Source organism: Massilia norwichensis (assembly GCF_024753245.1).
In the GTDB taxonomy this organism is placed as follows: domain Bacteria; phylum Pseudomonadota; class Gammaproteobacteria; order Burkholderiales; family Burkholderiaceae_D; genus Telluria; species Telluria norwichensis.
The window spans coordinates 1-26,001 of the sequence record NZ_JANUGX010000033.1; the positions used below are offsets into that span (position 1 = coordinate 1).

Genomic DNA, 26,001 nt, shown 5'->3' on the forward strand with positions numbered 1-26,001 from the left:
GCGTTTACAACAGCCTCATCCCGGAAACCCGCGATGAACCTTTTTTTATGCCCTGCACTCTTAGATTCGCTTGCGTAAAAAGTCGATGAAAGCCCGGACCTTTTCCGGGACATGCCGGGTGTCGGGATAAACCGCATAAATGCCCTGTTGCGGAAATTCGAACTCAGGTAATACATGGCACAGTTTTCCGCTTTTTACCGCTGAGTTCACGAGCCATTCCGGAAGCAGCGCGACGCCGCCTCCTTCCAATGCGAACGCCATCAGTGCGGAAGCGCTGTCGGAAGTGAACATTGCCGACTTCGCTATTTCAAGCGCATACGGCACCTGTCCCGGCCCGCTGAGATGCCAGCGAAAGGGATTGTTCAGACGAGTGTGAATTCCCCAGTCGGCCTGTTCCAGCATCTGCGGCGACCTTATCGGATTGTCTTCGAGCCAGCCTGGCGATGCCACCAGCAGTATCCGAAACCGCGCCAATAGCGCGGCACGGTGAGAGGAATCCGCCAGGCTGCCCAGGCGAACCGCCAGATCGAAGCGTTCCGAAATGAGGTCTTCATGCTGCGATGACGAGACGTGGCGGACTTTCAGCGCGGGATGGAGGCGTCTGAATGCCGCCAACGCGGGAACGATCACACGAGCGCCATATTCCGAGGTGCTGGTTATATGCAGCTCTCCCGACAGTCCCCGATGTTCGCAGCGAACATCGTCCACGATCGCTTCCGCTTCTTTCAGGAGCCGTACGCTGCGCCGGTAAAAGCTTTCCCCGGCTTCCGTCAGCGTCAGGCGACGCGTGGTACGTAAAAGCAGCGCCACGCCAAGCTCGGCTTCGAGCTGACGGACATTAAAGCTGACGACTGCTTTCGTCTGGCCCAATGCCCCTGCCGCGGCCGTGAAACTTTTCGCGTCCACAACCGCGACGAACGCGGCAACCCGCTGCAAGTTCAGCAAAGCTTCCCCACCATTTGTCAAAATTATTTTGACAGTATATCAAGCCATCGCCTGTTTATTCGAACGGCCGGCGGGCATACATTACGTCTCCTGCAATCCGGAGAAACCTGATGTCCTATCGCCGCAAGGTGGCCGCTGTCTATCTGCTTGGCTTTTTTATCGACTTGATCAATATGTTCATCGCTGGGGTCGCTTATCCGGCAATTGGCGAAAGCCTGCATGCCTCCGTGGCCGAGTTGGCATGGGTAAGCAATAGCTACATCATGGGCCTGACCCTGGTGATTCCGCTCAGCGCATGGTTGACGCAACGCGCAGGTGCGCGCCGCGTCATCCTGCTTTCCCTCTCGCTGTTTACATTCGCTACCGCTGCATGCGGTCTGGCGAATTCGCTTGGATCGCTCATTTTCTGGCGGCTGGTCCAGGGCGCCGGCGGCGGCTTGCTCATACCGGTGGGTCAGGCGCTCGCCTGGCAGCTCTATCAAAAGCATGAACGGGCCAGACTCTCATCGGCCGTGATGCTGGTCGGCCTGATTGCGCCCGCGTCCTCGCCCGTCATTGGTGGATTGTTGATCCAGGCGCTCGGATGGCGCTGGACATTCTTTGCGAGCCTCCCGGCCGCCGCGATCACGCTGGGACTCGCTTTCCGTTGGCTCCAGGCCGATAAAGCGGACGCCAAAGCAAAACCGCTCGACCATATGGGACTTCTGCTTGGATGCAGCGCGCTGGCGCTTGCCCTGGTCGGCATGGCAAAGCTGGGAGAAGGCGGAAACGAAACGCTCGCTGGCGCATGTCTCGTCACATCCCTTGTTCTCCTGGCCCTTTTCATACGACATTGCAAGCTGCATCCTTTTCCCCTTGTCGACATAAGGCTGTCCAGGGATCCGCTGATGCGTTTTTCCATGCTGGTGTATCAATGCGTACCGGGTATGTTCACCGGCATCAGCTTGATCGGCATGCTTTATCTGCAGGACTTGCTATCGATGTCGCCGACGGCCGCGGGGAGCCTGATGCTGCCCTGGACTTGCGGTTCTTTCCTCGCCATCTGGTTCGGCGGAAGAAGCTTTGGCCGGCTTGGCCCCCGCCCTTTGATCATTGCCGGATGTCTTATACAAGCATCCGGAATCATGCTGCTGACACTGGTCGGCCAGGGCGATGCACACGCCCGCCTGATGGCCGCATTCGCGCTGATGGGAACCGGCGGCAGCCTTTGCAGCAGCACCGCGCAAAGCACCACCTTCCTTAACGTAAAAAATGCTTCATTACAGGACGCTACCGCTGTTTGGAACATCAACCGCCAACTCAGCTTCTGTTTTGGCGTGGCGCTGCTCGGCATGCTGCTCAATCAGTTTTCCAGGCATGCGATGCTGCTGCAGGCTTATCACTGGACTTTTTATTGCGCAGCTGCCGTTACCCTGGTGCCTATCGTGGCCAGCATATTTATCAGAAACAGCTCAGTGAAACTGGGTCTCGCCTTTGAACAGGAAAAAGGATGAACATTTATTTCAAGGAAGTGTTGAACGCGCACACGGCAATCGAGAACTGGCTCGGCAAAGGCACAGGCGCCCTGCAAGACGTTTTAGGCCGGTTCAGCCCTCGCTTTTCGATGATTACGCCCACAGGAAACTGCCTCGACCATGAGGCGCTGAGCCGGCTGTTCACAGCACAGCGGCATGGCAGGCCGGGCCTCGTTATCCATATCGACAGCATGATCCTGCTCGAAGAATGGCCTCACGGCGCACTGGTCAAATACCGTGAACACCAGCATTCATCGCAGACCGGGACAACCGTGCGGTGGTCGACCGTTGCGTTCGTCATGGAGAATGGCGGGCCGCTATGGCGTCATCTGCATGAAACCTGGGCATGCAGTTGAAACTGCTGAGTTTCTGCTGGGGCGTAACACGCCGCTATCGGCAATACTGATGGGTATTGCCGATTTATCGGTTTATCTTCTGAATCGCTAAACGCTCAGAAGGTTTCCCACTCGTCGCCGGCCGGCATCTTCTCCACCCTGGTGCTGGCGCTGCGGACCGGCTGCGCGGCCCGCACCGGCGCTACTGCGCGCGAGGCGCTGACTTGACGCGCTTGCGCCAGGGCAGCCGCCGTACGGCCCTCATCGCCGGTACGGAAAGTGCCCACCAGCGCGGCCAGCCCGGCCGCCTGGTCCTGCATCGACTCGGCGGCCGCTGCCGCCTCTTCGACCAGCGCCGCATTTTGCTGGGTCACCTGGTCCATCTGGGTGACGGCCTCGTTGATTTGCTCGATGCCGGCGTGCTGCTCGTCGCTGGCGGCGGCGATTTCGCTGACGATGTCGGACACACGCTTGACACTGCCGACCACTTCTTCCATCGTCCTGCCGGCCTGGTCCACCAGGCGTGAGCCGGTGTCGACCTTCTCGACCGAGTCGCCGATCAGCGCCTTGATCTCCCTGGCAGCGGTGGCCGAACGCTGGGCCAGGCTGCGCACCTCGCCGGCGACGACCGCGAAACCGCGGCCCTGCTCGCCCGCACGGGCCGCCTCGACGGCAGCATTCAGCGCCAGGATATTGGTCTGGAAGGCGATGCCGTCGATGACGCCGATGATGTCGGCAATCTTCTTCGACGAAGCGTCGATCGCGGCCATGGTGTCGACCACCTGGGCCACGACCTCGCCGCCGCGCATGGCGGTCTCGGAGGCGGTCGCCGCCAGCTGGTTGGCCTGGCGCGCGTTGTCGGCATTCTGCTTCACGGTCGAGGTCAGCTCTTCCATCGACGAGGCGGTTTCTTCCAGCGAGCTGGCCTGCTCCTCGGTGCGCGTGGACAAGTCCTGGTTGCCGGCGTTGATCTCGCTGGAGGCGGTGGCGATGGTGTCGGTGCCGGCGCGCACGCGGGTCACGATGTCCAGCAGCGCGGCGTTCATGTCCTTGAGCGCCCCGACCAGCTGGCCGGTCTCATCCTTCGAGCGGACTTCGACCCGGGCCGTGAGATCGCCTTTGGCGACACGCTGTGCAAGCTTGACCGCATACCTGAGAGGATCGGTAATGTTACGCGCCAGCCAGATCGCAACCCCCAGCGCCAGCAGCACGGCAACGATGCCGCCAATGACCAGGGTACGTGCCATGGTCGTGCCCAGCGTTGCTACGGCCTGGGCGCGCTCGCCCATCAGGCTCGATTCCTCGGCCTTGATCTCGGCCACCAGTTTGCGCATGGCATCCATTCCCCGCTTGCCCTTGCCTGCCTGTACGGCAGCGACGACAGCCCCCATGTCGCTGTCCTGGGTGTTGCGGCGCAGTGCGATCACCGGCTCGATCGCGGTGTCCATCCATTTCTGCTGCTCCTCGGCCACGCGTTGCAGCCGGGCTTGCTGGCGCGGATTGTCGGCAGTCAGCTTGCGTGCCGACGCCAGGTGCTGGCGAAAGCCTTCCTTGCCAGCCAGATAGGGTTCCAGCGACGGTTCCTTGCCGGTCAAAGCAAAGCCGCGCTCGCCTGTTTCGATGTCGCCCAGACTCATCAGGATACCGTCGACTTCGCCCAGCACCTGGTAGGTGTGAATGTTCATGTCGTTCGCCGTGCCCAGGCGCGTGAAGTTGGCGTAGGCCAGGCTTACCAGCACGATGAGAAGCGCCACGACGACGCCAAAGCCCAGGTATAGGCGATTAGCAATTTTCAGATCAGAAAGTTTCATGATGAATGTGCGAGGGGAAATATGCGTCGATGCGAACTGCATCCGGGGTGAAATTGCTACCTGGAAATATACACGACATTGTTTCGAAACTTTACATTTCTTGCTCTTCTCACCATGCCGACTGTGGCCTCCATGGCACACAGGGGCGAAAAAAAACCGCGAACCAAAGGTCCGCGGTTTTTGTCAGGCAGGAAGCCCTCGATGCCGTTATTTTGCCGTGCTGGCTGCGCGCTTGGCAGCCGGCTTCTTCGCCGCCACGGTCTTGGTCGCGCTCTTGGCAGCGGTTTTGGTGGCCGCCGTCTTGGTGGCGGTCCTGGCGGCAGCCTTGGCCGGCGCCTTGCGGGCCGTGGTCTTGGCAGCAACTGCGACGTCGCCCTCGCCTTCATCGGCAGTTGCGGCAGCCTTGCCCTTGGCGGCAGCGCCCGGCTTGGCCTTGCGCTCCTCGAACTCGAAGCTGATCTTGCCATCCTTGCCGCGCACGAGGAAAGCCTTGAAGGCACGACGCGTACGTTGCGACACGAAGCCCGGCAGCAGATCGGTCTTGCCGTCGTTCAGCAGCTTGGCCATCTGCTCGGGCAGGATTTCCTGCTGCAGGATGATGCGGCTGCTGCGGAAGTCGCAGGTCTTGGGCTTGGCCACGCTGTTTTCGCACACATAGGCCAGGGGCATCTCGTAGACGCCGCCGAAACATTTCGGGCAGGGGCCGAGCGCGGTCTGGCCGGTGAAGTCGACGCCTTCGCCGTCCTCGCCCTCGTCCTTGTCCTGGCCGAAGTCGAATTCCAGCTTGTAGTTGTGGATGTCCTCGTCGCGCACGATGCGCAGCACCGCCGCGAACGGACGGCCCATCTTCGAGCGGAAGCCCTGCAGCGGGCCGATGGTGCGGTTCTGCAGCAGTTCTTCGACTTCCTCGATCTCGAACTGGCGGCCGCCCGGCACCTTGCTCATCGAGAAATCGCACTTGGTGCAGGCGAAGCGGCGGTAGTTTTCCTTGACCACGCCGGCGCAGTTCGGGCACGGCGTCTTCAGGGTCGCGTACTCGCCCGGGATCGTGTCGTTGTCGTATTCCTTGGCACGCTTGACGATGATCTGGGTCATCTGGGCGATCTCGCGCATGAATTCCTCGCGCGAGATCTGGCCCTTTTCCATCTGCGACAGCTTGTATTCCCACTCGCCGGTCAGTTCCGGCGCCGTCAGTTCGTTCACGCCCAGGCCGCGCAGCAGCGTCATCAACTGGAAGGCCTTGGCGGTCGGGATCAGCTCGCGGCCTTCGCGCAGCAGGTATTTCTCGGTCAGCAAGCCTTCGATGATGGCGGCGCGGGTCGCCGGCGTGCCCAGACCCTTGCCGGCCATGGCGTCGCGGAGTTCGTCGGAGTCGACCAGCTTGCCGGCGCCTTCCATGGCCGACAGCAGCGTCGCTTCGTTGTAGCGTGCCGGCGGCTTGGTGACCAGGCCGTTCGGCGTGACCTTGTCGGCCAGGACCTTTTCGCCCTTGGCGACCGGGACCAGGCTGGCGCCGTCCTTGTCGTCGCCGGTGGTGTCCTTGCCGTACACGGCCAGCCAACCCGGGTTGGTCATGACCTTGCCTTCGGTCTTGAACTGGTGGCCCGAGACTTCGGTGAAGCGGGTCGTGACCAGGAACTCGGCGGCCGGGAAGAACACGGCCATGAAGCGGCGCGTGACCAGGTCGTACAGTTTCTGTTCCGGCTCGGACAGGTTCTTCGGCACCACGCCGGTCGGGATGATCGCGAAGTGGTCCGAGATCTTGCTGTTGTCGAAGATGCGCTTGTTCGGCTTGACCCAGCCTTTATCGAGGATCTGCTTGGCGAACTGGTGGTAGTTCGAGTTCCCCTTCAGCACTTCCAGGGTCTGCTTGACCGTGTTCAGGTAGTCTTCCGGCAGCGCGCGCGAATCGGTACGCGGGTAGGTCAGCACCTTGTGCTTTTCGTACAGCGCCTGGGCCAGGCCCAAGGTGTTCTTGGCCGAGAAGCCGAAGCGGCCGTTGGCTTCGCGCTGCAGCGAGGTCAGGTCGAACAGGGCCGGGGCCATCGAGGTGGTCGGCTTCGATTCCTCGGTGACGATACCCTGCTTGCCTTCGCAGGCGACGACGATGGACTCGGCCGCGGCCTTGCTCCACAGGCGTTCCGGACGCTTTTCCGGATCGTTCTCGTCCTTCTTGAATTTGGTGTCCAGCCAGCGCCCTTCGTAGACGCCGGCGGCGCAGACGAACTCGGCGCGCACTTCCCAGTAGTCGCGCGGCACGAACTTGCGGATTTTTTCTTCGCGCTCGACCACGATCGACAGGGTCGGCGTCTGCACGCGGCCGACGGTGGTCAGGAAGAAGCCGCCCTCCTTCGAGTTGAAGGCGGTCATGGCGCGGGTGCCGTTGATGCCGATCAGCCAGTCGGCTTCGGAGCGGCAGCGTGCGGCATCGGCCAGCGGCATCATCTCTTCGTCGCTGCGCAGATGGGCGAAGCCGTCGCGGATCGCGTTCGGCGTCATCGATTGCAGCCACAGGCGCTTGACCGATTGCTTGGCCTTGGCGTTCTGGGCGATCAGGCGGAAGATCAGTTCACCTTCGCGGCCCGCGTCGCATGCGTTGATCAGGGTGGTGACGTCTTTGCGCTTGATCAGCTTGTTCAGCACCTTGAGGCGCGATTCGGTCTTGGCGATCGGGTTCAGCGCGAAGTACGGCGGGATCATCGGCAGGTGGGTGAAGCTCCACTTGCCGCGCTTGACGTCGTACTCTTCCGGCACCGCGATCTCGAGCAGGTGGCCCACCGCGGACGACAGGACGTATTCGTCGGATTCGAAATACTCATCGTGCTTGGTAAAGCCACCGAGCGCCTTGGCGATGTCGTTCGCCACGGAGGGCTTCTCGGCAATGATGAGGGCTTTGGTCATATGGTTTCTCTATGTGTTCGATAGTCGCGGCTCGCGCATCATACATGACGGCGGCCAGACGGCTCGGGATCGCTGCTCCGCGATGCCCCGTCCGTTGGTAGCTTATTGGTAACAATTGGCGCAGTGCGGCAAATGATAAGCGGGTTGCATCGCACTCCGCAAGTAGACTGTGCCTGCGGTACGCAGAGGCAAAATACGCCTCAGCTTGCTTTATTGCAAGAAAAAACGGGGCCGCAGCCCCGTTTTAGTCATGACATTTGTAAAATCTCAATGCTTAATGCAAGAGGCGCGGTTCCGCATCCTCGTCGTCATCTTCGGCGCCGAACAGGTCGTCGAACATCAGCGCGTCCGGCTCCTTGCCCTGGCTCCACAACAGCATCAGGATGATGATCTTCAGCTTGCCCAGCGTAACCGGCGATTCGTCCAGCGCCAGCGCGCGTTCGATGACGATCTCGCGCTGCGAGGCGGTGAGCAGACCGGCCAGCTCGAGGAACTGGATGAAACCGACGGCGGAAGTGCCGAGGGTATCGAGTTCCTGCGATACATAGAAGCGGGTGCCGCTGGATTCAAGGGCGGGGTTGGTGGTGCCCGCCATTTCGGTGAGGCCATTCAACCAGTCCAGCGCTTCGGTAATCTCGATATCGTCGAAACCGACAGCGGAGAGCTTGCGTGCAAGCGCTTCCGGCTCGGGGCAGGCATCGGGACGGTAGTACGTCTCGTAAAGGTAGACTAGGATGTCGAACATGGTGACGCTACTGTAGCAGCTAAGTTCGCCCCGGCACAAGTGCGTCACAAAGTCAGCTGCCCTCCAGAAACATCAGCGTTGTTTATCGGCCTTATTCGCTTCTCTACTCACTTCGCCACTCTTTGCACCCTGCCACCGGGCCGGCGTTCCAGCATGCCAACAAGCTCGAGTTCGAGCAATTGGCTGCTCAATAAGGCCGGGCTGACGGCGAGCGATGCCAGCAAGATATCGGGTTCCACCGGATCATGGCCGAGGGCCGCCAGCAGGGCTTCGGTGCCGGCCGGGACGCTGCTTCCAGAACGCTGCGCCGGCACCGCCGTCGCCGCCTTGCGCACCAGCGGCGACCAGGCCATCGCCTCCAGCACGTCGGCCGCGGTATCGACCAGCTTGGCCCCCTCGCGGATCAGGATGTGGCAGCCTTTGGCCAGCGACGCATGGATCGAACCGGGAATCGCAAACACGTCCCTGCCCTGCTCGGCCGCCTGGCGCGCGGTGATCAGTGAGCCGGACTGGGCCGCCGCCTCGACCACCAGCACGCCGGCCGCCAGCCCGCTGATGATCCGGTTGCGTTTCGGGAAATTGCCGGACAGCGGAGGCGTGCCGACCGGGTATTCGCTGACGATGCAACCGTCGATGGCGATGCGTTCGCTCAGCGCGCGGTTGCGCGCCGGATAGATGAGGTCGGGGCCGGTGCCGATCACGGCGACCGTCGAGCCCTGCGCCTTCAACGCGCCCTCATGGGCGGCGGCATCGATGCCCAGCGCCAGGCCGGAGACGATGCACAAACCGGCACCAGACAGCGCCTCGGCAAAGGCCAGCGCATTCGTCTTGCCCTGGGTGCTGGCGTTGCGGCTGCCGACCATGGCCAGCATGGGCCTTGCCAGCAATTCCGCGCGCCCTTTTATATAGAGCAGCAATGGCGGATCGGGTATGTTCGCCAGCAACTCGGGATAGCCGGGCTCGCCCAGCGCCAACACCTGGTGGCCCGGCTGTTCGCGCCAGCGCAGCGTGGCCTCGAGCAGGCGTGCCGTCTCGGCGGACGCGGGCGCGCACAGCGCGCGGACCTGGGCCGGGCCGATATGGGCGCCGAGCGCCTCACGGCCGGCGTCAAGGATGGCGTCGACGCTGCCGAAGGCATCCAGCAGCTTGCGCACGGTACGCGGGCCGATGCCGCTGGCGCGCTCCAGGCGCAGCCTGGCCGCCAGTCTGGCATCGCTCAAAAACGCAGCGGCCGCTGAAGTGTCTGCAGCGGCCGCTTGTAGGGGGAAGTCCGTGTGCTGCACGGCGGGATTACTCCGGTGATTTCGCCACGTCGCCGACCTGCACCGGCAACGTCACTTGCATGACCAGTCCATACGAGACATGGCCGAACACCCGGAAAATGAACAGTTCGCCATACTGCTCGTCCGGCATCCGTATCGTCTTCTTGCCGATCCCCAGGAAGCCTTTGGGGCCGCCCGGATCATGGATCTTCTTCCCGAGATGATAGAGCTGCAGGACGGCGCCGACATCGAGTCCGTCAAGTGCGCCACGGTTGACAGTCACGACCTGGTTCTGCGCCGCGTAATTCGATTCGCTGGCGATGGCCATCACGCGGCCGGCGACCGGCGCGATCGGCGCGTGCGGTACATAATTACGCACCGGCATGGGCGGGGCCGGCAACAGGCGGTCGCCGATGCCCATTTCCTGCACCGAGCGGGTCACGACGAAGGTGTGTACGTCGACGCCGGGCCCGGCTTCCTTGACCAGTTTGGCGGCGCCGACATAGGCGGCCTCGTGAGCGATCACCTTGCCGGTGTCGGGGTCGACCAGCTTCTTGCCCGGCCGGAAGACCTGGAAACTGATGGCGCCATGCAAGGCGCCGCGCACGTAGAAGCGGTTCCCTTCGGCCAGGTAGACCTGGGTTTCCGGCGCGGCGGCGATGCGCGGGGCAGCCTCCAGTTCGCGCGGCTCGACCACCAGCGGCTGGGTCAGGAAGGGCTCGATCGCGCTGGCCGGAATCGCGGGGATGGCCTCGCGCTCCAGTTCTTCGGTACGGATCTGGGGCGACAGCTTCGTCACCGGCGGCAGGCCGGCATCCGGGTCCGTGCTGCCCGGCCTGGTAAGCGTCAGGCGGCCGTGCGCGCGGTCGAAATAGATGATCTGGCCCGGGTAGATCCAGTGCGGATTGCGGATCTCGTCGCGGTTCATGCCCCAGACATCGGGCCAGCACCAGGGATGCTCGAGAAACTTGCCGGAAATATCCCACAGCGTATCGCGCTTGACGACGACGTGCTGGTCAGGCGCATTCGGGCGGAAACTGCAGTTGGGGCTGGCGGCAGCCGGTGCGGCCTGCGCAGGGATGGCGAGGACGGCAGCGGCCAGGGCCAGCGCGCGAGTAGAGACCGTGAGCGATCGGGCAGCGCCTGTGCTAAAATTTTTCATCAAAGAGTCCGTAAAGTGCGGCTACGAGCGTACACGGCAAACAATCCCTGACCGCACGCCGGATCACAGGTTGCTGTACTAAAGGGTTGCCGAACTGAATCAAATTCTGCCCACAAATCCATGAACTAGCAAGACAACCGCGTCCTGCTGCAGGCGCGGCGTGTTGCTTTTGTGTCTGTGCGGAAACAATTGTACAGGCTTGAATGGGCACGACCTACCCCCCATCTACGCATCACCACAGAATAAACAGAGCAAACAGAGAACCATGGCCTTACTGAACATCCTCCGCTATCCCGACCCGCGCCTGCACAAAGTCGCCCAACCGGTGACCGAATTCGGCGCGCGCCTGCAAAAACTGGTCGAGGACATGGCCGAGACCATGTACGACGCCCCCGGCGTGGGCCTGGCAGCCACCCAGGTCGACGTGCACGAGCGCGTGATCGTCATCGACGTCACCGAGACCCACGACCAGCTGCTGGTCTTCGTCAATCCGGAGATCACCTGGTCGAGCCCGGAAAAGCAGGTGTATGACGAGGGTTGCCTGTCGGTGCCCGGCATCTACGACGGCGTCGAGCGTCCGGCCCGCGTCAAGGTCAAGGCGGTCGACCAGCACAACAAGCCGTTCGAGATGGAATGCGACGGCCTGCTGGCGGTCTGCATCCAGCACGAGATGGATCACCTGATGGGCAAGGTCTTCGTCGAATACCTGTCGCCGCTCAAGCGCAACCGCATCAAGACCAAGCTCCTGAAAGAAGAGCGCGCCCAGCAGAACAGCGGGCCACGCGCGGCCGGTCGTCGTTGATGGCGGCGCGCATGAAGGTCGTGTTTGCCGGCACGCCGGAGTTTGCCGCTGTCGCCCTGCGCTCGCTGATCGATGCCGGTTTCGCTGTCCCGCTGGTGCTGACCCAGCCGGACCGTCCGGCCGGGCGCGGCATGCAGTTGCAAGCATCAAGCGTGAAACAGGTCGCGCTGGCGCACGGCATCGAGGTGCTCCAGCCCCTCTCTTTACGCATGGATGCCAGGGATCCCCAACGTGCCGAGGAAGCGAAAGCTGCCCACGAGCGCCTGCTGGCCACGGATTACGACGTGATGGTGGTGGCGGCCTACGGCCTGATCCTGCCGCGCTCGACCCTGGACATCAAACCCTGCATCAATATCCACGGTTCGCTGCTGCCGCGCTGGCGCGGCGCCGCACCGATCCACCGCGCGATCGAGTCCGGCGACCAGGAAACCGGCGTGACCATCATGGAGATGGAAGAAGGCCTCGATACCGGCCCGATGCTGCTGATGGAGCGCCTGCCCATCCTGGACACGGACACCACCGGCAGCCTGCACGACAAGCTGGCCGCGATGGGCGGCCGCATGATCGTCGAGGCCCTGCAGCGGATGGCGGACGGCGGCCTGACGGCCGAGCCGCAGCCGGAAGAAGGCGTGACCTATGCCGCCAAGATCAGCAAGGAAGAGGCGAAGCTGGATTTGCGCCGCCCTGCCCTCGAACTGGCGCGCAAGGTGCGGGCCTTCAATCCCTTCCCGGGTGCGCATGCGCAGGCGGGTGGCATCGTCGTGAAATTCTGGAATGCGCAGGCGGTGACTGGCGCGGGCCAGCCCGGCCAGGTCTTGTCCGCCGATGCCCAGGGGGTCGTGGTGGCTTGCGGGGAAGGCGCGCTGCGCCTGACGGAGCTGCAGAAACCGGGCGGCAAGCGCCTGGCGGCTGGGGAATTCCTGAAGGGATTCCCGCTCGACGGACTCTCGTTCGAATAAGCGTCGAACAAAAAACGAAGGGGGCTTGATAGCCCCCTTTTTTTCGCTTGGTGATCCTCGCTTAGTGCTGCTCGCTTAGTGCTGCTCTACCTGAGCACGCACGCGATTCGCTTCCATGTATTCGCGCAGAACCTGGTTGATGCGGGTCTGGTAGCCCGGACCTGCCGACTTGAACCATTCCAGCATGTCGACGTCCAGACGGATGGTCACGATCTGCTTCACGCCGCTCACGGCGTTCTTGTTCACAGTGCTTTCTTCAGTGCGGGCTGCCGGCTGGTCCCACTCAGGCACGTATTCTTTGTTCATTACAATTCTTCCCATTGAGGCGGCGGACGACGGGTCCGCACATTCCGTTCGATTTGGATTAGGTACCGCGCCAGCGGCGGCTCCATGGAATTAATTGTCGTCTGTGTATGTATCCGGGAAATTGCTATTTGCCCTCGTTTTGTATCGCACTGTAACAATCTCGCGTTTGATACAGTGCGTTACAAACGTCTTTACGGTAGATGTTTTTTTACCAGCGTTTTACGCGTGCCTTGACCTGCTTGGCAGCTGCCGCTTGACAGCGGAACAAACTCTGCTAGTAAAGGTATAATCTTAGACCCGCCTCAAAAAAATCCGCCCTGGAAAAACCACGATGACCACCGCTGCCCACGCCTACTCCCCTGCCGACGCCCAGCTGCGCGAGATTCTCGCGCGCCGGATCATGATCCTCGATGGCGCGATGGGCACGATCATCCAGCAGTACAAGCTCGACGAAGCCGCCTACCGCGGCGAGCGTTTCGCCGGCTTTGCCGCCCCCGAAGGCAGTGGAGCACGTGAGCTGTTCGTCAAAGGGAACAACGAGCTGCTGAACCTGACGCAGCCGCAGATCATCCAGGAGATCCACGAGCGCTACCTCGCCGCCGGCGCCGACCTGATCGAGACCAACACCTTCGGCGCCACCAGCATCGCCCAGGACGACTACCACATGGCGCACCTGGTCTACGAGATGAACGTGGAAGCCGCCAAACTGGCGCGCGCCGCCTGCGCCAAGTACTCGACGCCGGACAAGCCGCGTTTCGCCGCGGGCGCCCTGGGCCCGACTCCAAAGACCGCCTCGATTTCGCCAGACGTCAACGACCCGGCAGCGCGCAACGTCACCTTCGACCAGCTGGTCGCTTCTTATTACGAGCAGCTGCGCGGCCTGGTCGACGGCGGCGTCGACCTGCTGCTGGTCGAGACCATCTTCGACACCCTGAACTGCAAGGCCGCGCTGTTCGCGATCGACCAGTACTTCGACGAGCATCCTGAAACGCCGCGCCTGCCGCTGATGATTTCCGGGACCGTCACCGACGCTTCCGGCCGCATCCTGTCGGGCCAGACCGTGCCCGCCTTCTGGAACTCGGTGCGCCATGCGAAGCCGATCACCATCGGCCTGAACTGCGCACTCGGCGCGGCCCTGATGCGCCCGTATGCGCAGGAGCTCTCGAACATCGCCGACACCTATGTCTGCATCTACCCGAACGCCGGCCTGCCCAACCCGATGAGCGACACCGGCTTCGACGAACTGCCGGCCGATACGTCCGCCCTGCTGAAGGAGTTCGCGGAAGCCGGCTTCATCAACGTCGCGGGCGGCTGCTGCGGCACCACGCCGGAACACATCAAGGCGATTGCCGACGCCATGGCCAAGGCCACGCCGCGCGCCGTGCCGGAGGTGTCGGTCGCGCTGCGCCTGTCGGGCCTGGAGCCCTTCACCGTCGACGACAGCTCGCTGTTCGTGAACGTCGGCGAGCGCACCAACGTGACCGGCTCGAAGGCCTTCGCGCGCATGATCCTGAACGAGCAGTTCGACGAGGCCCTGTCCGTGGCGCGCCAGCAGGTCGAGAACGGCGCCCAGGTCATCGACATCAACATGGACGAGGCGATGCTGGATTCGCAGGCGGCCATGACGCGCTTCCTGAACCTGATCGCGTCCGAACCGGACATCTCGCGCGTGCCGATCATGATCGACTCCTCGAAGTGGAGCGTGATCGAGGCCGGTCTGAAGTGCGTGCAGGGCAAGGCCATCGTCAACTCGATCTCGATGAAGGAAGGCGAAGCGGAATTCATCCGCCAGGCCAAGCTGTGCCGCCGCTACGGCGCCGCGGTCATCGTCATGGCCTTCGACGAGCAGGGCCAGGCCGACACCTTCGAGCGCAAGACCGAGATCTGCAGCCGCGCTTATCAAGTGCTGACCGAGCAGGTCGGCTTCCCGCCGGAAGACATCATCTTCGACCCGAACATCTTCGCGATCGCCACCGGCATCGAAGAGCACGACAACTACGCGGTCGACTTCATCAACGCCACGCGCTGGATCCGCGAGAACCTGCCGCACGCGAAGGTGTCGGGCGGCGTGTCGAACGTCTCCTTCTCCTTCCGCGGCAACGACCCGGCGCGCGAAGCCATCCACACCGTGTTCCTGTACCACGCCATCAAGGCCGGCATGACCATGGGCATCGTCAACGCCGGCATGATCGGCGTGTACGACGACCTGTCGCCGGAGCTGCGCGAGCGCGTCGAAGACGTGGTGCTGAACCGCCGCAAGGACGCCACCGAGCGCATGATCGAGTTCGCCGGCACACTGAAGGCCGGCGGCAACAAGCAGGAAGCCAACCTGGAATGGCGCGAGGCCCCGGTCGGCAAGCGCCTGGCGCACGCGCTGGTGCACGGCATCACGCAATGGATCGTCGAGGATACCGAGGAAGCGCGCGCGCAGATCGCTAGCGAAGGCGGCCGCCCGATCCAGGTGATCGAAGGCCCGCTGATGGACGGCATGAACATCGTCGGCGACCTCTTCGGCCAGGGCAAGATGTTCCTGCCGCAGGTGGTCAAATCGGCGCGTGTGATGAAGCAGGCCGTGGCCCACCTGATCCCCTTCATCGAAGCGGAAAAGGCGGAAGAGGAAGCGCGTACCGGCATCGTCGCGAAACCGAAGGGCAAGATGGTGATCGCCACCGTCAAGGGCGACGTGCACGACATCGGCAAGAACATCGTCTCGGTGGTCCTGCAATGTAATAACTTCGAGATCGTCAACATGGGCGTGATGGTGCCCGCCGCCGAAATCCTGGCCAAGGCCAAGGAAGAGAATGCGGACATCATCGGCCTGTCCGGCCTGATCACGCCTTCGCTGGAAGAGATGGCCTACGTGGCGCGCGAAATGCAGCGCGACCCCTGGTTCCGCGAGCGCCAGACCCCGCTCTTGATCGGCGGCGCCACCACCAGCCGCGCCCACACCGCGGTCAAGATCGCGCCGCATTACGACGGTCCGGTGGTGTACGTGCCGGATGCTTCGCGCTCGGTGTCGGTGGGCCAGGCCCTGGTCACCGCGGATACGCGCGACGCCTGGGTGGCCGAACTGGCCGAGGACTACGAGCGCATCCGCGAGCAGCACGCCAACAAGAAGGCGCTGCCGATGGTGAGCCTGGAACAGGCGCGCGCCAACAAGGCCCAGCTGGACTACGCGCCGGTGAAGCCGAAGTTCATCGGCCGCCGCGTCTTCAAGAACGTCGACCTGGCCACGCTGGCACGCTACATCGACTGGGGTCCCTTCTTCCAGACCTGGGACCTGGCCGGTCCCTACCCGGCCATCCTCGGTGACGAGATCGTCGGCGAAGCAGCACGTAAAGTGTTCGAGGAAGGCCAGGCGATGCTGAAGAAGATCGTCGACGGCCGCTGGCTGACGGCCAACGGCGCGGTCGCGCTGCTGCCGGCCAATACCGTCAACGACGACGACATCGAAGTCTACACGGACGAATCGCGCAGCGAAGTCGCCTTCACCTGGTACGGCCTGCGCCAGCAGGGCGTCAAGCCGGTGGTCGACGGCGTGCAGCGGCCGAACCAGTGCCTGTCCGATTTCATCGCGCCGAAATCCTCGGGCATCGCCGACTACATCGGCATGTTCGCGGTGACCGCCGGCCTGGGCGCCGAGAAGATCGAGAAGCGCTTCGAGGCCGAGGGCGACGACTACTCGTCGATCATGGTCAAGGCCCTGGCCGACCGCCTGGCCGAAGCCTTTGCCGAGTACATGCACGAGCGCGTGCGTACCGACCTGTGGGGCTACGAGCCGCTGGAAGACCTGAGCAACGAGCAGTTGATCAAGGAAGCGTATGTGGGCATCCGTCCGGCGCCGGGCTACCCGGCCTGCCCGGAGCATACGGTCAAGGCCGAGCTGTTCAAGACCCTGCAGGCCGAAGAGATCGGCATGGAACTGACCGAATCCTTCGCGATGTACCCGGGCGCGGCGGTGTCGGGTTTCTACTTCTCGCACCCGGAATCGAAGTACTTCGTGGTCGGGAAGATCGGCCAGGATCAGGTGGATGACATGGCGGCGCGGCGTGGCGTCAGCAAAGAGGATCTGGAGCGCTGGCTGGCGCCGAACCTGTGATTCGTCATTCCGGGCATTGCCCGAAATGACTTCCCGCGAAGGCGGGAATCCAGGTTTGTATGCGTTTCGATAAATCACGCAGAACTTGGGTTCCCGCCTTCGCGGGAACGACGGGCTAACTAGGCGCGCTTGAACTTCCACACGGCCAGCAGCCCGAACACCAGCGCAAACCCCAGCTGCACCCCCATCGCCGGCGCCGCCGCCACGGCATCCATGCCGCGCCAGGTAATCGCATCCAGGCCATCGATCGCCCAGCGGGTCGGCACCGCCATGGTCAGCGTCTGCATCCATTGCGGGAACAGGAAAGAAGGCATCCAGGCCCCGCCCAGCATCACCATCACCAGGATGGCGAACATGGCGATCTTGCGCGCCGCTTCCGGGGTCTTGCCGAAGGCGGCAATCACCAGGCCCAGGCTGGCGGTCAGCACGCCGAAGCACAGCGCCATGCCGATAAAGCCCGGCAGGCTGGCGATGTGCACGCCAAAGCCGAACACTCCCACCGCAAACACCACGCATAGCAGCGCAAAAGCGATGATGGCGCCCGAGGCCGCGCGCGCCAATAGCACCTGGGTCAGGCTGACCGGCGCCGCCAGCAGGCGGTTCCAGACGCCGCTGCGGCGCGCCAGCAGGATGCCGATGCCCATGTCGATGCCCATGAACAGGATGAACTGCACGCCCATGCCGGCAAAGGCGTGCGCGTAGGCGTTGTAGCCCTGCTCGGCGATGCCGCTGGAAAGCTGCTGGTCGGCGGTCGTGAAGGGCATGCTCAGCCCCCGCGCCGCGCCGCCCTCGCCCGCCTGGGCATCGGTCTTCTTCGGCAAGGACTGGTATTTCTGCACGCTGGCCAGCAAGTCGCGTAAAACCTTGCTGTCGGGGTCGGTCCTGGCCTGCTCGTCGAGCTGGTGCAGGCTGCGCTCGGTCATCGCCTGCCCCATCTTCCCGCCGAACATCTCCGCGCTCACGACCGACATCACCTGCTGGGTCAGCATGCCTTTCACCATCGCCAGCACGGCCGGCTGCGAAGGGTCGTACAGCAGCGGAATCGACGGCTTCCGGCCGCCGCCGAACAGCGCCGCACCGGCCGCTTCGCCAAAGCCCGCCGGCAGCACGATCGCCACTTTCTGGTCGCCCTTGCGCACCGCTTTTTCGGCCTCGGCCAGCGCCAGCGGCGTGATGTGCAGGTTCGGGTCCGCTTTCAAACCGGCGGCGATGCGGTTGCCGATCTCGCTCGTGTCCTGCTGCACCAGGGCGACGTCGATGGCGCTGGTCTTGGCCGTACCGCCAAACAGAGAACCGAAGAAGGCCGCGATCACGATCGGCAGCGCCAGGCTGATGACGAGCGCGCGGCGGTCGGACAGGAACAGGATCAGATCCTTGCGGATCAGGGCGAAGAAAGCAGTCATTGAAATCTCAGTCGCGCAGGGTGCGTCCGGTCAGGTTCAGGAAGATATCTTCCAGGCTGGTGCGCGCGGTGGCAAAGTGCAGCGGCCGGCAGCCGGCCTGCTGCAGCCAGCCCATCACCGGCAAGGCGTCGGCGGCCTGCGCCAGGCCGATGTCGAGCGCGCCGCCGTCGGCGTTGATGGAGGTGACGCCGCGCTGGCTGCGCAGGCCGTCCAGCAGCGCCGCATGGGCCGGCTCGGCCAGTTCCACGCGCAGCGCGGCCTGGGCCGCCAGGCGGCTGTGCAGCGAAGCCGGGCTCTCGTCGGCCAGCACCTTGCCGTGGTCGATGATGACGATATGGTCGGCCAGGCGCTCGACTTCTTCCATGTAGTGGCTGGTGTAGATCAGGGCCTTGCCCTGGGCCTGCAGCGCTTCCAGGGTATCGAAGATGGCGTTGCGGCTCTGCGGGTCGACGCCGACGGTGGGTTCGTCCAGAATCAGTAGCTGCGGATCGTGCATCAGGGCGGCAGCGATGTTCAGGCGCCGCTTCATGCCGCCCGAGAAGGTCGCCGGCTTGTCGCGTGCGCGGTCGGCCAGGTTCACCTGGCCCAGCACCTTGTCGACGCGTTCCATCAGCAGCTTGCCGCGCAGGCCGTACAGGGCGCCGAACAGCTTCAGGTTTTCCAGCGCCGACAGATCGTCGTACAGCGCCAGGTCCTGCGGCACCACGCCGATCTTGCGCTTGACCGCCGCCGCGCCCGGCGTCACGCGTTCGCCGCCGAGGACGATGTCGCCGCCATCCGGTGCCAGCAGGCCGCACAGCATGCCGACGATGGTCGACTTGCCGGCGCCGTTCGGGCCCAAGAGGCCAAGGGTCTGGCCGGCCAGCACGCGGAAGGAGACGCCGTCGACTGCCCGCCGCGTCCCGTAGTTTTTTACCAGATTGGTAACGCTCAGCAGGACGGACGGCATGCCTGGCCTTTCGCTAGATCGCGTAGCGGACTACGCTGTCGGACCACTGGAACGCGGCCATCTCGAGTTCGACCATGTCGTCGCCCGAAATCGCCAGGCCGCGCAGCGAGGGCAGCACGTCGTCCTGGCTGTCCGGCGCCTCGATGCATTCGGCCAGTTTGAGCAGTTCGCCGAAGAAGCCGGTGCGGCGCAGCAGCGCGTTGACGATGTCGTCGCCGACCGGGATCTGCTCGACGATGTCGGCCATCGGGATGCCGAACAGGACGTCCATCAGCGACATGATGCCGACCGTGAAGGCGATCTCGGACAGGTAGCGCTGGCCCGGACGCAGGCGCTGGGCCAGCAGCTCCATCAGGCGGCCGCGTGTCGTGGCCAGCATCAGCAGCGGGGTCTGGTTGTGGCCGCGCGTGCCCGGCTCGGCGTAGAGCATGATCTGCAGCCAGCGCTGCAACTGGCGCCGGCCCAGCACCAGCAGCGCCTGCGACACCGAATCGATGCGCTGGCGCGCGCCGACCGCCGGCGTGTTCACCAGGCGCAGCAGGTTCATCGCCACCGTCACGTCGCGCTTCACGGCGCGTTCGATGTCGGCGTTGTCGACGTCCGAGGTGACCAGCTTCATCAGCTCCAGCACCGCCGCCTGCGAGGGCGAGAGCTTGCGGCCGCCCAGCACCGAGGGCCGGGCGAAGTAATAGCCCTGGAAGTAGTCGATGCCGAGCGCGAGACAGGCCTGGTATTCGTCGCGGGTCTCGACCTTGTCGGCGACCACGGTTTTATGCATGCCATGCAGGCGCGCCACCAGGGCGGCCAGCGCCGGCTGCGCCGTGTTGCGCAGGTCGAGCTTGACGAAGCGCGCCAGCGGCAGCAACTTCTGCAGCCTCGCCGTGTCCCCGGCACTGCCGCTGCCGATGCCGTCGAGGGCGAACTGGAAGCCGTGGCCGGCCAGTTCGGCGATGCGCGCCAGCACGGCGTCGTCCGGCATCACCGAGGGTGCGAGTTCGAGCACGGTGCGCTCGCGCGGCAGGAAGGCGTAGATGTCGCTGCCCAGCACGTCGGCGTCGACGTTCAGGAAGCAGGTGGCGTCGCCGATCGCCCGCGCCAGGCCGAGCTGGGCGGCATGGGCGATCACGGCAGCGGTGGCATTCAGGCCCGGCGCGGCGGCACCGGCGGCCGTGGTCTGCCCGATATCGGCTTGCCCGACGGGCGCACTGCGAAACAGCAGTTCGTAGCCGAACAGCGCCTGCTGACGGTCCAGCACCGGCTGGCGGCCCAGGTAGAAATCCCGCACCCGCAGGGGATGGTCGGCTTGATCCTGGCTCGGGGTATCGATCATCTCGGACTCGTCGGCAGCTTGTAGACCGGCCTACTTTACCGCATTCCTTGTCCCCAGTGGCTTTTAGGCACTAATTTCCAAGAAAAAACGTGCCAATTCAATCACATCTGTCGCTATTCCGGCTGCGGCAGACCGTCGACGAAGACCTTCAGCTCGCCCGGGGCAAATTCGGTCCAGGTTTCGTTGGTCGTCAGCGGTGTGGTGACGATGATGGCGACGCGGTCGTCCGGTGTGGTGACCTGCGAGAAGTCGACCGACAGGTCTTCGTCGGCGAGGCTGGCCTTGTCGAAGGGGTGTTTGCGGACCACGTAGCACAGCTTGGTCGAGCAATGGGCGAACAGCGCCGTGCCATCCGACAGCATCATGTTGAAGGTGCCGTGGCGGGCGATCACGTGCACCAGGTCGCGGATCGCCGCGCGCAGGGCCGGCATGGCGGGCGGCTGGTCGCCGAAGCGCTCGCGCAGTTGCTGCAGCAGGAAGCAGAAGGCGCGCTCGCTGTCGGTGTTGCCGACCGGGCGGAACGGACCGTCGAGGGTGGGGTTGAAATCCTTGAGATCGCCGTTGTGGGCGAACACCCAGTAACGGCCCCACAGCTCGCGCACGAAGGGATGGCAGTTTTCCAGCGCGACCTGGCCTTGCGTGGCCTTGCGGATATGGGCGATGACGTTCAGCGACTTGATCGGGTACTGCTTGATCAGTTCGGCGATCGGCGAGGCGATGGCGGCCTGGTGGTCGACGAAATGACGTACCCCGGCGCCCTCGAAGAAGGCGATGCCCCAGCCGTCGTGGTGGGTATCGGTGCGGCCGCCGCGGTGGGCGAAGCCGGTAAAACTGAAGACAATGTCAGTCGGGACATTGCAATTCATGGCGAGTAATTGACACATGCGTCAAGCTTACCATGTGCCGGCTGCCGGGCCCCTTCCTGAAAAAAGGCGGGCCCGGAGCGATGCGGGTTTCAATGCAGGACGACCGGCTGGCTCATGAGGGTGTCGTAGGAACCCAGGAACTCGTCGATCTCTTCCATGGTCGGTTCGCTTGCAATCAGGTTGTTCACGTCGCGACGGAACGATTGCGCCAGTTTGCCGCCGATGAAAGCTTCGCGACGGCCGGATTTGTCGACGATCTCGTAGCCGCCGAAGCGCAGGGCTTCGAGGTTGTGATCGACGCCAAATTCGACGACGCTGTACTGCTCGCTGTTATAGATCATGTTCATGATGACTCCTTCACTCGATCAGATTGGCGAAGCTTGGTGCCCGGCGGCGGGCAGCCAATGATGACTTGCGGTCCACTTCAATGCAGAGGTGGGGCTGTCACAACCGATTTCAAGTATCCGGAAACGCTTGAGTCCCTGTAGGCGCCATCCTATGAAGATGCCTTGAGATCAGGTGTCAGCCTTAGCAGCTGATCGTATGGCTCGGCCTGCAGCCACGATCGCAACTGATCAAGGTGCTCGCTGCGGGCGACGACGATGAAAAGATGTTCGGGTCGTTGGCGCAGCATGCGATTCAATGTTACACGCAAAACCAAATTGCCGGTGCAGCACAGGCAGCCGGGGGCAATGCGCGCGCGCAGCACATGCGCAGGTAGGGTGTCCAAAGGGGAATTGCCGGGTGCGAGGCCTTCGAGGATCACGCCGGATTTTGCACTATCATGGTGCAAATTTGACAACTGCAGCTGCGCGAAAACCGCCTGTTCGCGGACACCTGCCGAAGGACCCGTGACCAGCGTAACGGTCACGGGCGAAGGCAAAGTCATTGTGCGGCGTTCTTCTTGCCCAGCTTGCCGGGCTCGACGCCGAGCTGCTTGAGCTTGCGGTACAGGTGGGTACGTTCGAGACCGGTCTTTTCGGCCACTCGGGTCATCGAACCGCCCTCGCGGCCGAGGTGGTGTTCGAAGTACATGCGCTCGAAGGCGTCGCGCGCCTCGCGCAGCGGCAGGTCGAAGGACAGCGTGTAGCCGTGGGCATGCGCTTCGCCGTTGCTGACCGGGCGGGCGATGCCGATCGCGCCGCTCACCGGCGGCTGGGCCGCGTACATCGGCGCGCTGGGCACGCTCGGCTCCGGCACCGGCGCACTGGCCACCGCCGGGCGCGGCGCGATGGCCGGCGCGCGCGCCACTTCCTGGGCACGGGTCAGGCCCTGCTGCACCGCCTTGAGCAGCTTCTGCAGGGCGATCGGCTTTTCGAGGAAATTCAAAGCGCCGATCCGCGTTGCCTCGACCGCGGTATCGATCGTCGCATGCCCCGACATCATGATGACCGGCATGGTGAGCAAGCCATCGCGCTGCCACTCCTTCAGCAGCGTGACGCCGTCGGTGTCGGGCATCCAGATGTCGAGCAGGACCAGGTCGGGCGCGCCCTGCTGGCGTGCGTTCCTGGCCTGCTGGGCATTTTCTGCCAGCTGCACCACGTGACCCTCGTCGCCGAGGATCTCCGAGAGCAGCTCGCGAATTCCCATTTCATCGTCAACTACGAGTATGTTCGCCATCTTGTCTTGCCTTCCTGTCTGACCCTGTCTGACCTTGTCTCGACCTTCACAGCCCAGATTCTATGCGCGAATCACCCTTCCGCCAAATTCGCGGCCAAGTTCGCCTCAGGAGCTAACTTTAACAGCAAAATCGATACCGAAGCGCCAGATCCATCCGCGCGGTTGGCGAGGTCGATCCGGCCGCCGTGTTCGTCGATGATCTTCTTGACCATCGGCAGGCCGAGACCGGTACCGCGGGCCTTCGAGGTCACATACGGCTCGAAGGCGCGCGACAGGATGCGCGGAGCGAAGCCGGGGCCGTTGTCGACGATCGCCAGGCGCACCGCGGTGCCGGCGGCGCCGTCCGCGCCTTCGTAGTGGATCGCCTCGGTCAGCACGTCGATGCGCGGCGCGGCGCCGTCCGGCGGCGGGGCGTCGGCTAGCGCATCCTGGGCGTTGGCCAGCAGGTTGTGGATCACCTGGCGCAGCTGGGTGGCGTCGCCCATCACGCGCGGCAGGCGCGGCGCCAATGCGGCGTGGATGACGTCGGAGCCGTCGCCGGACAGGTAGAGGTGCAGGATCTGCGAGATCAGGTCGTTGAGGTCGAGCGGGTGCAGCACCGCCGGCGGCGCCTTGGCGTAGTCGCGGAAGTCGTCGACCATGCGCTTCATGGCGTCGACCTGCATCACGATGGTGTCGGTGCCCTTCTTCAGCAGCTCCGCGCCCTGTGGATCGAGACGGTCGGCCAGCTTCATCTGCATGCGCTCGGCCGACAGCTGGATCGGCGTCAGCGGGTTCTTGATCTCGTGCGCCAGGCGCCGCGCCACCTCGCCCCAGGCCACCGAGCGCTGGGCCGAGATCACGTCGGAGATGTCGTCGAACACCACGATGAAGCCGTTGCCCGCCCCCACCGGCAGGCGCGAGCCGCGCGCCAGCAGGGTCAGGTCGTGGTCGTCGCTGGAGCCCGGACGGCGCGGCACCTCGATCTGCTGCTGCCAGTGGGCGCGCAGGTCGCCGTGGCGGCGGCCGTGGCGCGCCGCCGAGTGCGCGCTCTGGGCCGCGCTCTGCGCCGAGAAGGCGCGCGTGACCGCGCTGGCGAAGGCTTCCAGGCCCTCGATCGCATCCAGCGGCCGGCCCGCCAACGCATGCGCGTCGACCTGCAGGATGCGGTGCACGGCATCGTTCGAGTTCACCACCACGCCGTCGGCATCCATCACGACCACGCCCGCCGACATGTTCGCCAGCACCGATTCGAGGTGGGCCTTGGCGCTTTCCAGCGCGGCGCGGTTGCGCTCGACGGCGGAGCGGGCCTCGAACAGCTGGCCGGTCATGGCGTTGAAGGACTGGGTCAGCGTACCGAGTTCGTCCTTGGTCTCGACGATCGGGCGCGGCGACAGGTCGCCCTCGGCCACCGCGCGCGTGCCTTCGGCCAGCACCAGCAGCGGCTGCGCCAGGTTGCCGGCGATGAGGAAGGCGCTGCCGATGGCCGAGAAGATCGCCAGCAGCAGGGTCAGCGTCAGGGTGCCGATGTACATCTTGCGCAGGCCGGTGCGCGAGAAGGCACGGCTCTGGTAGGTGCTGTAGGCGTCCTGCAGCACCTGGGCATTCGAGGCCACGTTGATCGGCACCGACTGCATCAGCTGCAGGTAGCGCGGCGCCGTGCCGGGCGGTTCGGGCACGGTCACCACTGCGCGCAGGCGCAGGCCGGTGGCCATGTCCAGGCCGCTGGGCGCGCCGTTGCCCTGGAAGTCGCGGAACTCGCGCTCGGCGCTGCCTTCGGATTGCGCGTAGCCGCCCGGCAGCGAGGCGCGCTTGAGCATCTGCGCGGTCGGCAGATCGGGGGTCAGGTCGACCTGCGGATCTTCGGCGGCCGAGGCCAGCACCTGGCCTTCGGCCGACAGCAGCAGCGCGCTCTGCATGCCGGTTTCGCCGCCGACCACGCGGGTCAGGATCGCGCGCGCGCTGGCGGCGTCCTGGCCGGCCAGGGTCGCGGCCGCGGTACTGGCGGTCACGACCAGCTGCGACTTCGATTCGTCCAGCGCCGCCTGCCCCAGGTTCAGGCCGGACGCCAGCGCGGCCTCGATCTTGACGTCGAACCAGGAATCGATCGAGTGCGACACGAAGCGCACCGAGACCATGAAGATCACCAGGCCGGGCAGGATGCCGATGCCGGCGAACAGCAGCATCAGGCGCGTCATCAGGCGCGAACCGAACTTGCCGGCCTTGTAGCGTGCGTACAGGCGCGTCAGGGCCACGATCACGAGGATCAGCAGCGCGCCGGCGACCGCGGTGTTCAGCCCCAGCAGCCAGGAATAGTTACGGGTCAGGAAGCCCGAGTTGTCGGAGGCGGAGGCGAGCAGGAACAGCAGGATCGAGCCGATCGCGCTGCCGATCACGAGTGCGTAGCGCAGGACCTGGGTCACGGCTTACTCCGCCCGGTAGGTGAAGGTCTTCTTGTGCGAAGCCAGGCGCAGGTCGGAATTGTTGAAGGCGTCCACCTGGAGCGGCTTCTGCAGGTAATCGCGGTCCATGAACATGCGTAGCGTGACGTTGTAGGTTTCGCCCGGTTTGAGCTCGCCTTTCGGGGCGATCAGCCAGCGGTTGGGCCGCCGGATCAGGAACAGCGCTTCGTCGAGCGTCGGATAGCTTTGCTGGATGCTGCCGACCACCAGCACGGTGTACTGGCGCGTCAGCAGATCATAATGCAGGCGCACGGTGCGGCGCTTGGAGACGGCCTTGTCGTCGTACCACCACCAGCGCGGCCGCGTCAGTTCGATCTCGGTGGTGAAGTACAGCGGCACGCCGTGCATCACGGCCTGCTCGAGGCCGGGCGTGAGGTCGAAGGAATAGGTGGCGTTCAGGCGGTAGCCGTCATCGGATGCTTCGATGCCGGCACGGGTGATCTCGATCCCCTCGGCCGCATGCGCGGTGGCGCATGCGAAAACCAGCAGCAGCTGGCAAACGAGCAGGCGGAAAAATCGAGCAGTCACTAGGGCCAGAACCTTAAAAAAGC

At 64.1% G+C, this 26,001-nt stretch carries 21 protein-coding genes; 5 read left to right on the forward strand and 16 right to left on the reverse strand.

The features are described from left to right. Positions 1 to 60 precede the first annotated feature (60 nt). Positions 61 to 945, reverse strand: a complete 885-nt coding sequence (locus NX782_RS22090; protein ID WP_258847649.1) for a LysR substrate-binding domain-containing protein — start codon at positions 943 to 945, stop codon at positions 61 to 63. Positions 946 to 1,055: 110 nt separating this feature from the next. Here NX782_RS22090 and NX782_RS22095 point away from each other — a divergent pair, with 110 nt between their 5' ends. Next, the gene (locus tag NX782_RS22095) at positions 1,056 to 2,438 is read left to right on the forward strand and encodes an MFS transporter (RefSeq protein WP_258847650.1); all 1,383 of its coding nucleotides are present in this window, start codon (positions 1,056 to 1,058) and stop codon (positions 2,436 to 2,438) included. After that, entirely contained in the window at positions 2,435 to 2,815 is a 381-nt protein-coding gene (locus NX782_RS22100) for a DUF4440 domain-containing protein (RefSeq protein WP_258847651.1), read from the forward strand. Before NX782_RS22095 ends, NX782_RS22100 begins: the two co-directional genes overlap by 4 nt. Positions 2,816 to 2,910: 95 nt before the next feature. On the opposite strand, the gene NX782_RS22105 is transcribed toward NX782_RS22100, so the two are convergent. From NX782_RS22105 to NX782_RS22125, 5 genes are all read right to left on the reverse strand, one after another. Further along, positions 2,911 to 4,605, reverse strand: coding sequence for a methyl-accepting chemotaxis protein (locus NX782_RS22105; protein WP_258847652.1), 1,695 nt, complete (start codon positions 4,603 to 4,605; stop codon positions 2,911 to 2,913). Between the two features lie 207 nt (positions 4,606 to 4,812). After that, complete coding sequence (locus tag NX782_RS22110) at positions 4,813 to 7,506, reverse strand: DNA topoisomerase III (RefSeq protein WP_258847653.1); 2,694 nt, start codon at positions 7,504 to 7,506, stop codon at positions 4,813 to 4,815. Between the two features lie 274 nt (positions 7,507 to 7,780). After that, complete coding sequence (locus tag NX782_RS22115; protein WP_258847654.1) at positions 7,781 to 8,251, reverse strand: Smg family protein; 471 nt, start codon at positions 8,249 to 8,251, stop codon at positions 7,781 to 7,783. Positions 8,252 to 8,358: 107 nt separating this feature from the next. After that, the gene (gene dprA, locus NX782_RS22120) at positions 8,359 to 9,471 is read right to left on the reverse strand and encodes a DNA-processing protein DprA (protein WP_258847655.1); all 1,113 of its coding nucleotides are present in this window, start codon (positions 9,469 to 9,471) and stop codon (positions 8,359 to 8,361) included. Positions 9,472 to 9,541: 70 nt separating this feature from the next. Further along, complete coding sequence (locus tag NX782_RS22125) at positions 9,542 to 10,675, reverse strand: LysM peptidoglycan-binding domain-containing protein (RefSeq protein ID WP_258847656.1); 1,134 nt, start codon at positions 10,673 to 10,675, stop codon at positions 9,542 to 9,544. Positions 10,676 to 10,940: 265 nt separating this feature from the next. Between NX782_RS22125 and def the strand changes: the two genes are divergently transcribed. Together def and fmt are read left to right on the forward strand one after the other, a co-directional pair. Further along, positions 10,941 to 11,477, forward strand: a complete 537-nt coding sequence (def, locus tag NX782_RS22130; RefSeq protein WP_258847657.1) for a peptide deformylase — start codon at positions 10,941 to 10,943, stop codon at positions 11,475 to 11,477. Positions 11,478 to 11,488: 11 nt separating this feature from the next. Continuing rightward, complete coding sequence (gene fmt, locus NX782_RS22135) at positions 11,489 to 12,436, forward strand: methionyl-tRNA formyltransferase (protein WP_258847658.1); 948 nt, start codon at positions 11,489 to 11,491, stop codon at positions 12,434 to 12,436. 75 nt (positions 12,437 to 12,511) lie between these two features. Here fmt and NX782_RS22140 read toward each other — a convergent pair whose 3' ends face one another. After that, entirely contained in the window at positions 12,512 to 12,742 is a 231-nt protein-coding gene (locus NX782_RS22140) for a BrnA antitoxin family protein (protein ID WP_258847659.1), read from the reverse strand. A gap of 331 nt (positions 12,743 to 13,073) precedes the next feature. Here NX782_RS22140 and metH point away from each other — a divergent pair, with 331 nt between their 5' ends. Further along, the gene (metH, locus tag NX782_RS22145) at positions 13,074 to 16,841 is read left to right on the forward strand and encodes a methionine synthase (protein WP_258847660.1); all 3,768 of its coding nucleotides are present in this window, start codon (positions 13,074 to 13,076) and stop codon (positions 16,839 to 16,841) included. Between the two features lie 119 nt (positions 16,842 to 16,960). On the opposite strand, the gene NX782_RS22150 is transcribed toward metH, so the two are convergent. The 9 genes from NX782_RS22150 to NX782_RS22190 form a co-directional block, all read right to left on the reverse strand. Next, positions 16,961 to 18,244, reverse strand: a complete 1,284-nt coding sequence (locus NX782_RS22150) for an ABC transporter permease (protein WP_258847661.1) — start codon at positions 18,242 to 18,244, stop codon at positions 16,961 to 16,963. A gap of 7 nt (positions 18,245 to 18,251) precedes the next feature. Continuing rightward, a complete protein-coding gene (locus tag NX782_RS22155; protein WP_258847662.1) occupies positions 18,252 to 19,193 on the reverse strand; it encodes an ABC transporter ATP-binding protein in 942 nt (313 codons plus the stop codon). Between the two features lie 13 nt (positions 19,194 to 19,206). Then, positions 19,207 to 20,523: an EAL and HDOD domain-containing protein gene (locus NX782_RS22160; RefSeq protein ID WP_258847663.1), complete on the reverse strand. Its 1,317-nt coding sequence runs from the start codon at positions 20,521 to 20,523 to the stop codon at positions 19,207 to 19,209. Positions 20,524 to 20,636: 113 nt separating this feature from the next. Further along, on the reverse strand, positions 20,637 to 21,407 hold the full coding sequence (locus NX782_RS22165; protein ID WP_258847664.1) for a class II glutamine amidotransferase: 771 nt from the start codon (positions 21,405 to 21,407) through the stop codon (positions 20,637 to 20,639). A 71-nt stretch (positions 21,408 to 21,478) separates the two neighbouring features. Next, entirely contained in the window at positions 21,479 to 21,736 is a 258-nt protein-coding gene (locus tag NX782_RS22170) for a BTH_I0359 family protein (RefSeq protein ID WP_230020237.1), read from the reverse strand. A gap of 149 nt (positions 21,737 to 21,885) precedes the next feature. Next, the gene (locus NX782_RS22175) at positions 21,886 to 22,278 is read right to left on the reverse strand and encodes a GTPase (protein ID WP_258847665.1); all 393 of its coding nucleotides are present in this window, start codon (positions 22,276 to 22,278) and stop codon (positions 21,886 to 21,888) included. Then, a complete protein-coding gene (locus NX782_RS22180) occupies positions 22,275 to 23,009 on the reverse strand; it encodes a response regulator (RefSeq protein ID WP_258847666.1) in 735 nt (244 codons plus the stop codon). The genes NX782_RS22175 and NX782_RS22180 overlap by 4 nt, the downstream gene beginning before the upstream one ends. Before the next feature lie 71 nt (positions 23,010 to 23,080). Beyond that, on the reverse strand, positions 23,081 to 25,411 hold the full coding sequence (locus tag NX782_RS22185) for a sensor histidine kinase (protein ID WP_258847667.1): 2,331 nt from the start codon (positions 25,409 to 25,411) through the stop codon (positions 23,081 to 23,083). Positions 25,412 to 25,414: 3 nt separating this feature from the next. Continuing rightward, a complete protein-coding gene (locus NX782_RS22190) occupies positions 25,415 to 25,978 on the reverse strand; it encodes a DUF4390 domain-containing protein (protein ID WP_258847668.1) in 564 nt (187 codons plus the stop codon). Between the last annotated feature and the right edge of the window lie 23 nt (positions 25,979 to 26,001).

Coding starts and splice junctions, on each gene's coding strand:
- NX782_RS22095 (WP_258847650.1), top strand. CDS start 1,056: ATGTCCTATCGCCGCAAGGTGGCCGCTGTCTATCTGCTTGGCTTTTTT.
- NX782_RS22100 (WP_258847651.1), top strand. CDS start 2,435: ATGAACATTTATTTCAAGGAAGTGTTGAACGCGCACACGGCAATCGAG.
- NX782_RS22105 (WP_258847652.1), bottom strand. CDS start 4,605: ATGAAACTTTCTGATCTGAAAATTGCTAATCGCCTATACCTGGGCTTT.
- NX782_RS22110 (WP_258847653.1), bottom strand. CDS start 7,506: ATGACCAAAGCCCTCATCATTGCCGAGAAGCCCTCCGTGGCGAACGAC.
- NX782_RS22115 (WP_258847654.1), bottom strand. CDS start 8,251: ATGTTCGACATCCTAGTCTACCTTTACGAGACGTACTACCGTCCCGAT.
- NX782_RS22125 (WP_258847656.1), bottom strand. CDS start 10,675: ATGAAAAATTTTAGCACAGGCGCTGCCCGATCGCTCACGGTCTCTACT.
- def (WP_258847657.1), top strand. CDS start 10,941: ATGGCCTTACTGAACATCCTCCGCTATCCCGACCCGCGCCTGCACAAA.
- fmt (WP_258847658.1), top strand. CDS start 11,489: ATGAAGGTCGTGTTTGCCGGCACGCCGGAGTTTGCCGCTGTCGCCCTG.
- NX782_RS22140 (WP_258847659.1), bottom strand. CDS start 12,742: ATGAACAAAGAATACGTGCCTGAGTGGGACCAGCCGGCAGCCCGCACT.
- metH (WP_258847660.1), top strand. CDS start 13,074: ATGACCACCGCTGCCCACGCCTACTCCCCTGCCGACGCCCAGCTGCGC.
- NX782_RS22150 (WP_258847661.1), bottom strand. CDS start 18,244: ATGACTGCTTTCTTCGCCCTGATCCGCAAGGATCTGATCCTGTTCCTG.
- NX782_RS22155 (WP_258847662.1), bottom strand. CDS start 19,193: ATGCCGTCCGTCCTGCTGAGCGTTACCAATCTGGTAAAAAACTACGGG.
- NX782_RS22160 (WP_258847663.1), bottom strand. CDS start 20,523: ATGATCGATACCCCGAGCCAGGATCAAGCCGACCATCCCCTGCGGGTG.
- NX782_RS22165 (WP_258847664.1), bottom strand. CDS start 21,407: ATGTGTCAATTACTCGCCATGAATTGCAATGTCCCGACTGACATTGTC.
- NX782_RS22170 (WP_230020237.1), bottom strand. CDS start 21,736: ATGAACATGATCTATAACAGCGAGCAGTACAGCGTCGTCGAATTTGGC.
- NX782_RS22175 (WP_258847665.1), bottom strand. CDS start 22,278: ATGACTTTGCCTTCGCCCGTGACCGTTACGCTGGTCACGGGTCCTTCG.
- NX782_RS22180 (WP_258847666.1), bottom strand. CDS start 23,009: ATGGCGAACATACTCGTAGTTGACGATGAAATGGGAATTCGCGAGCTG.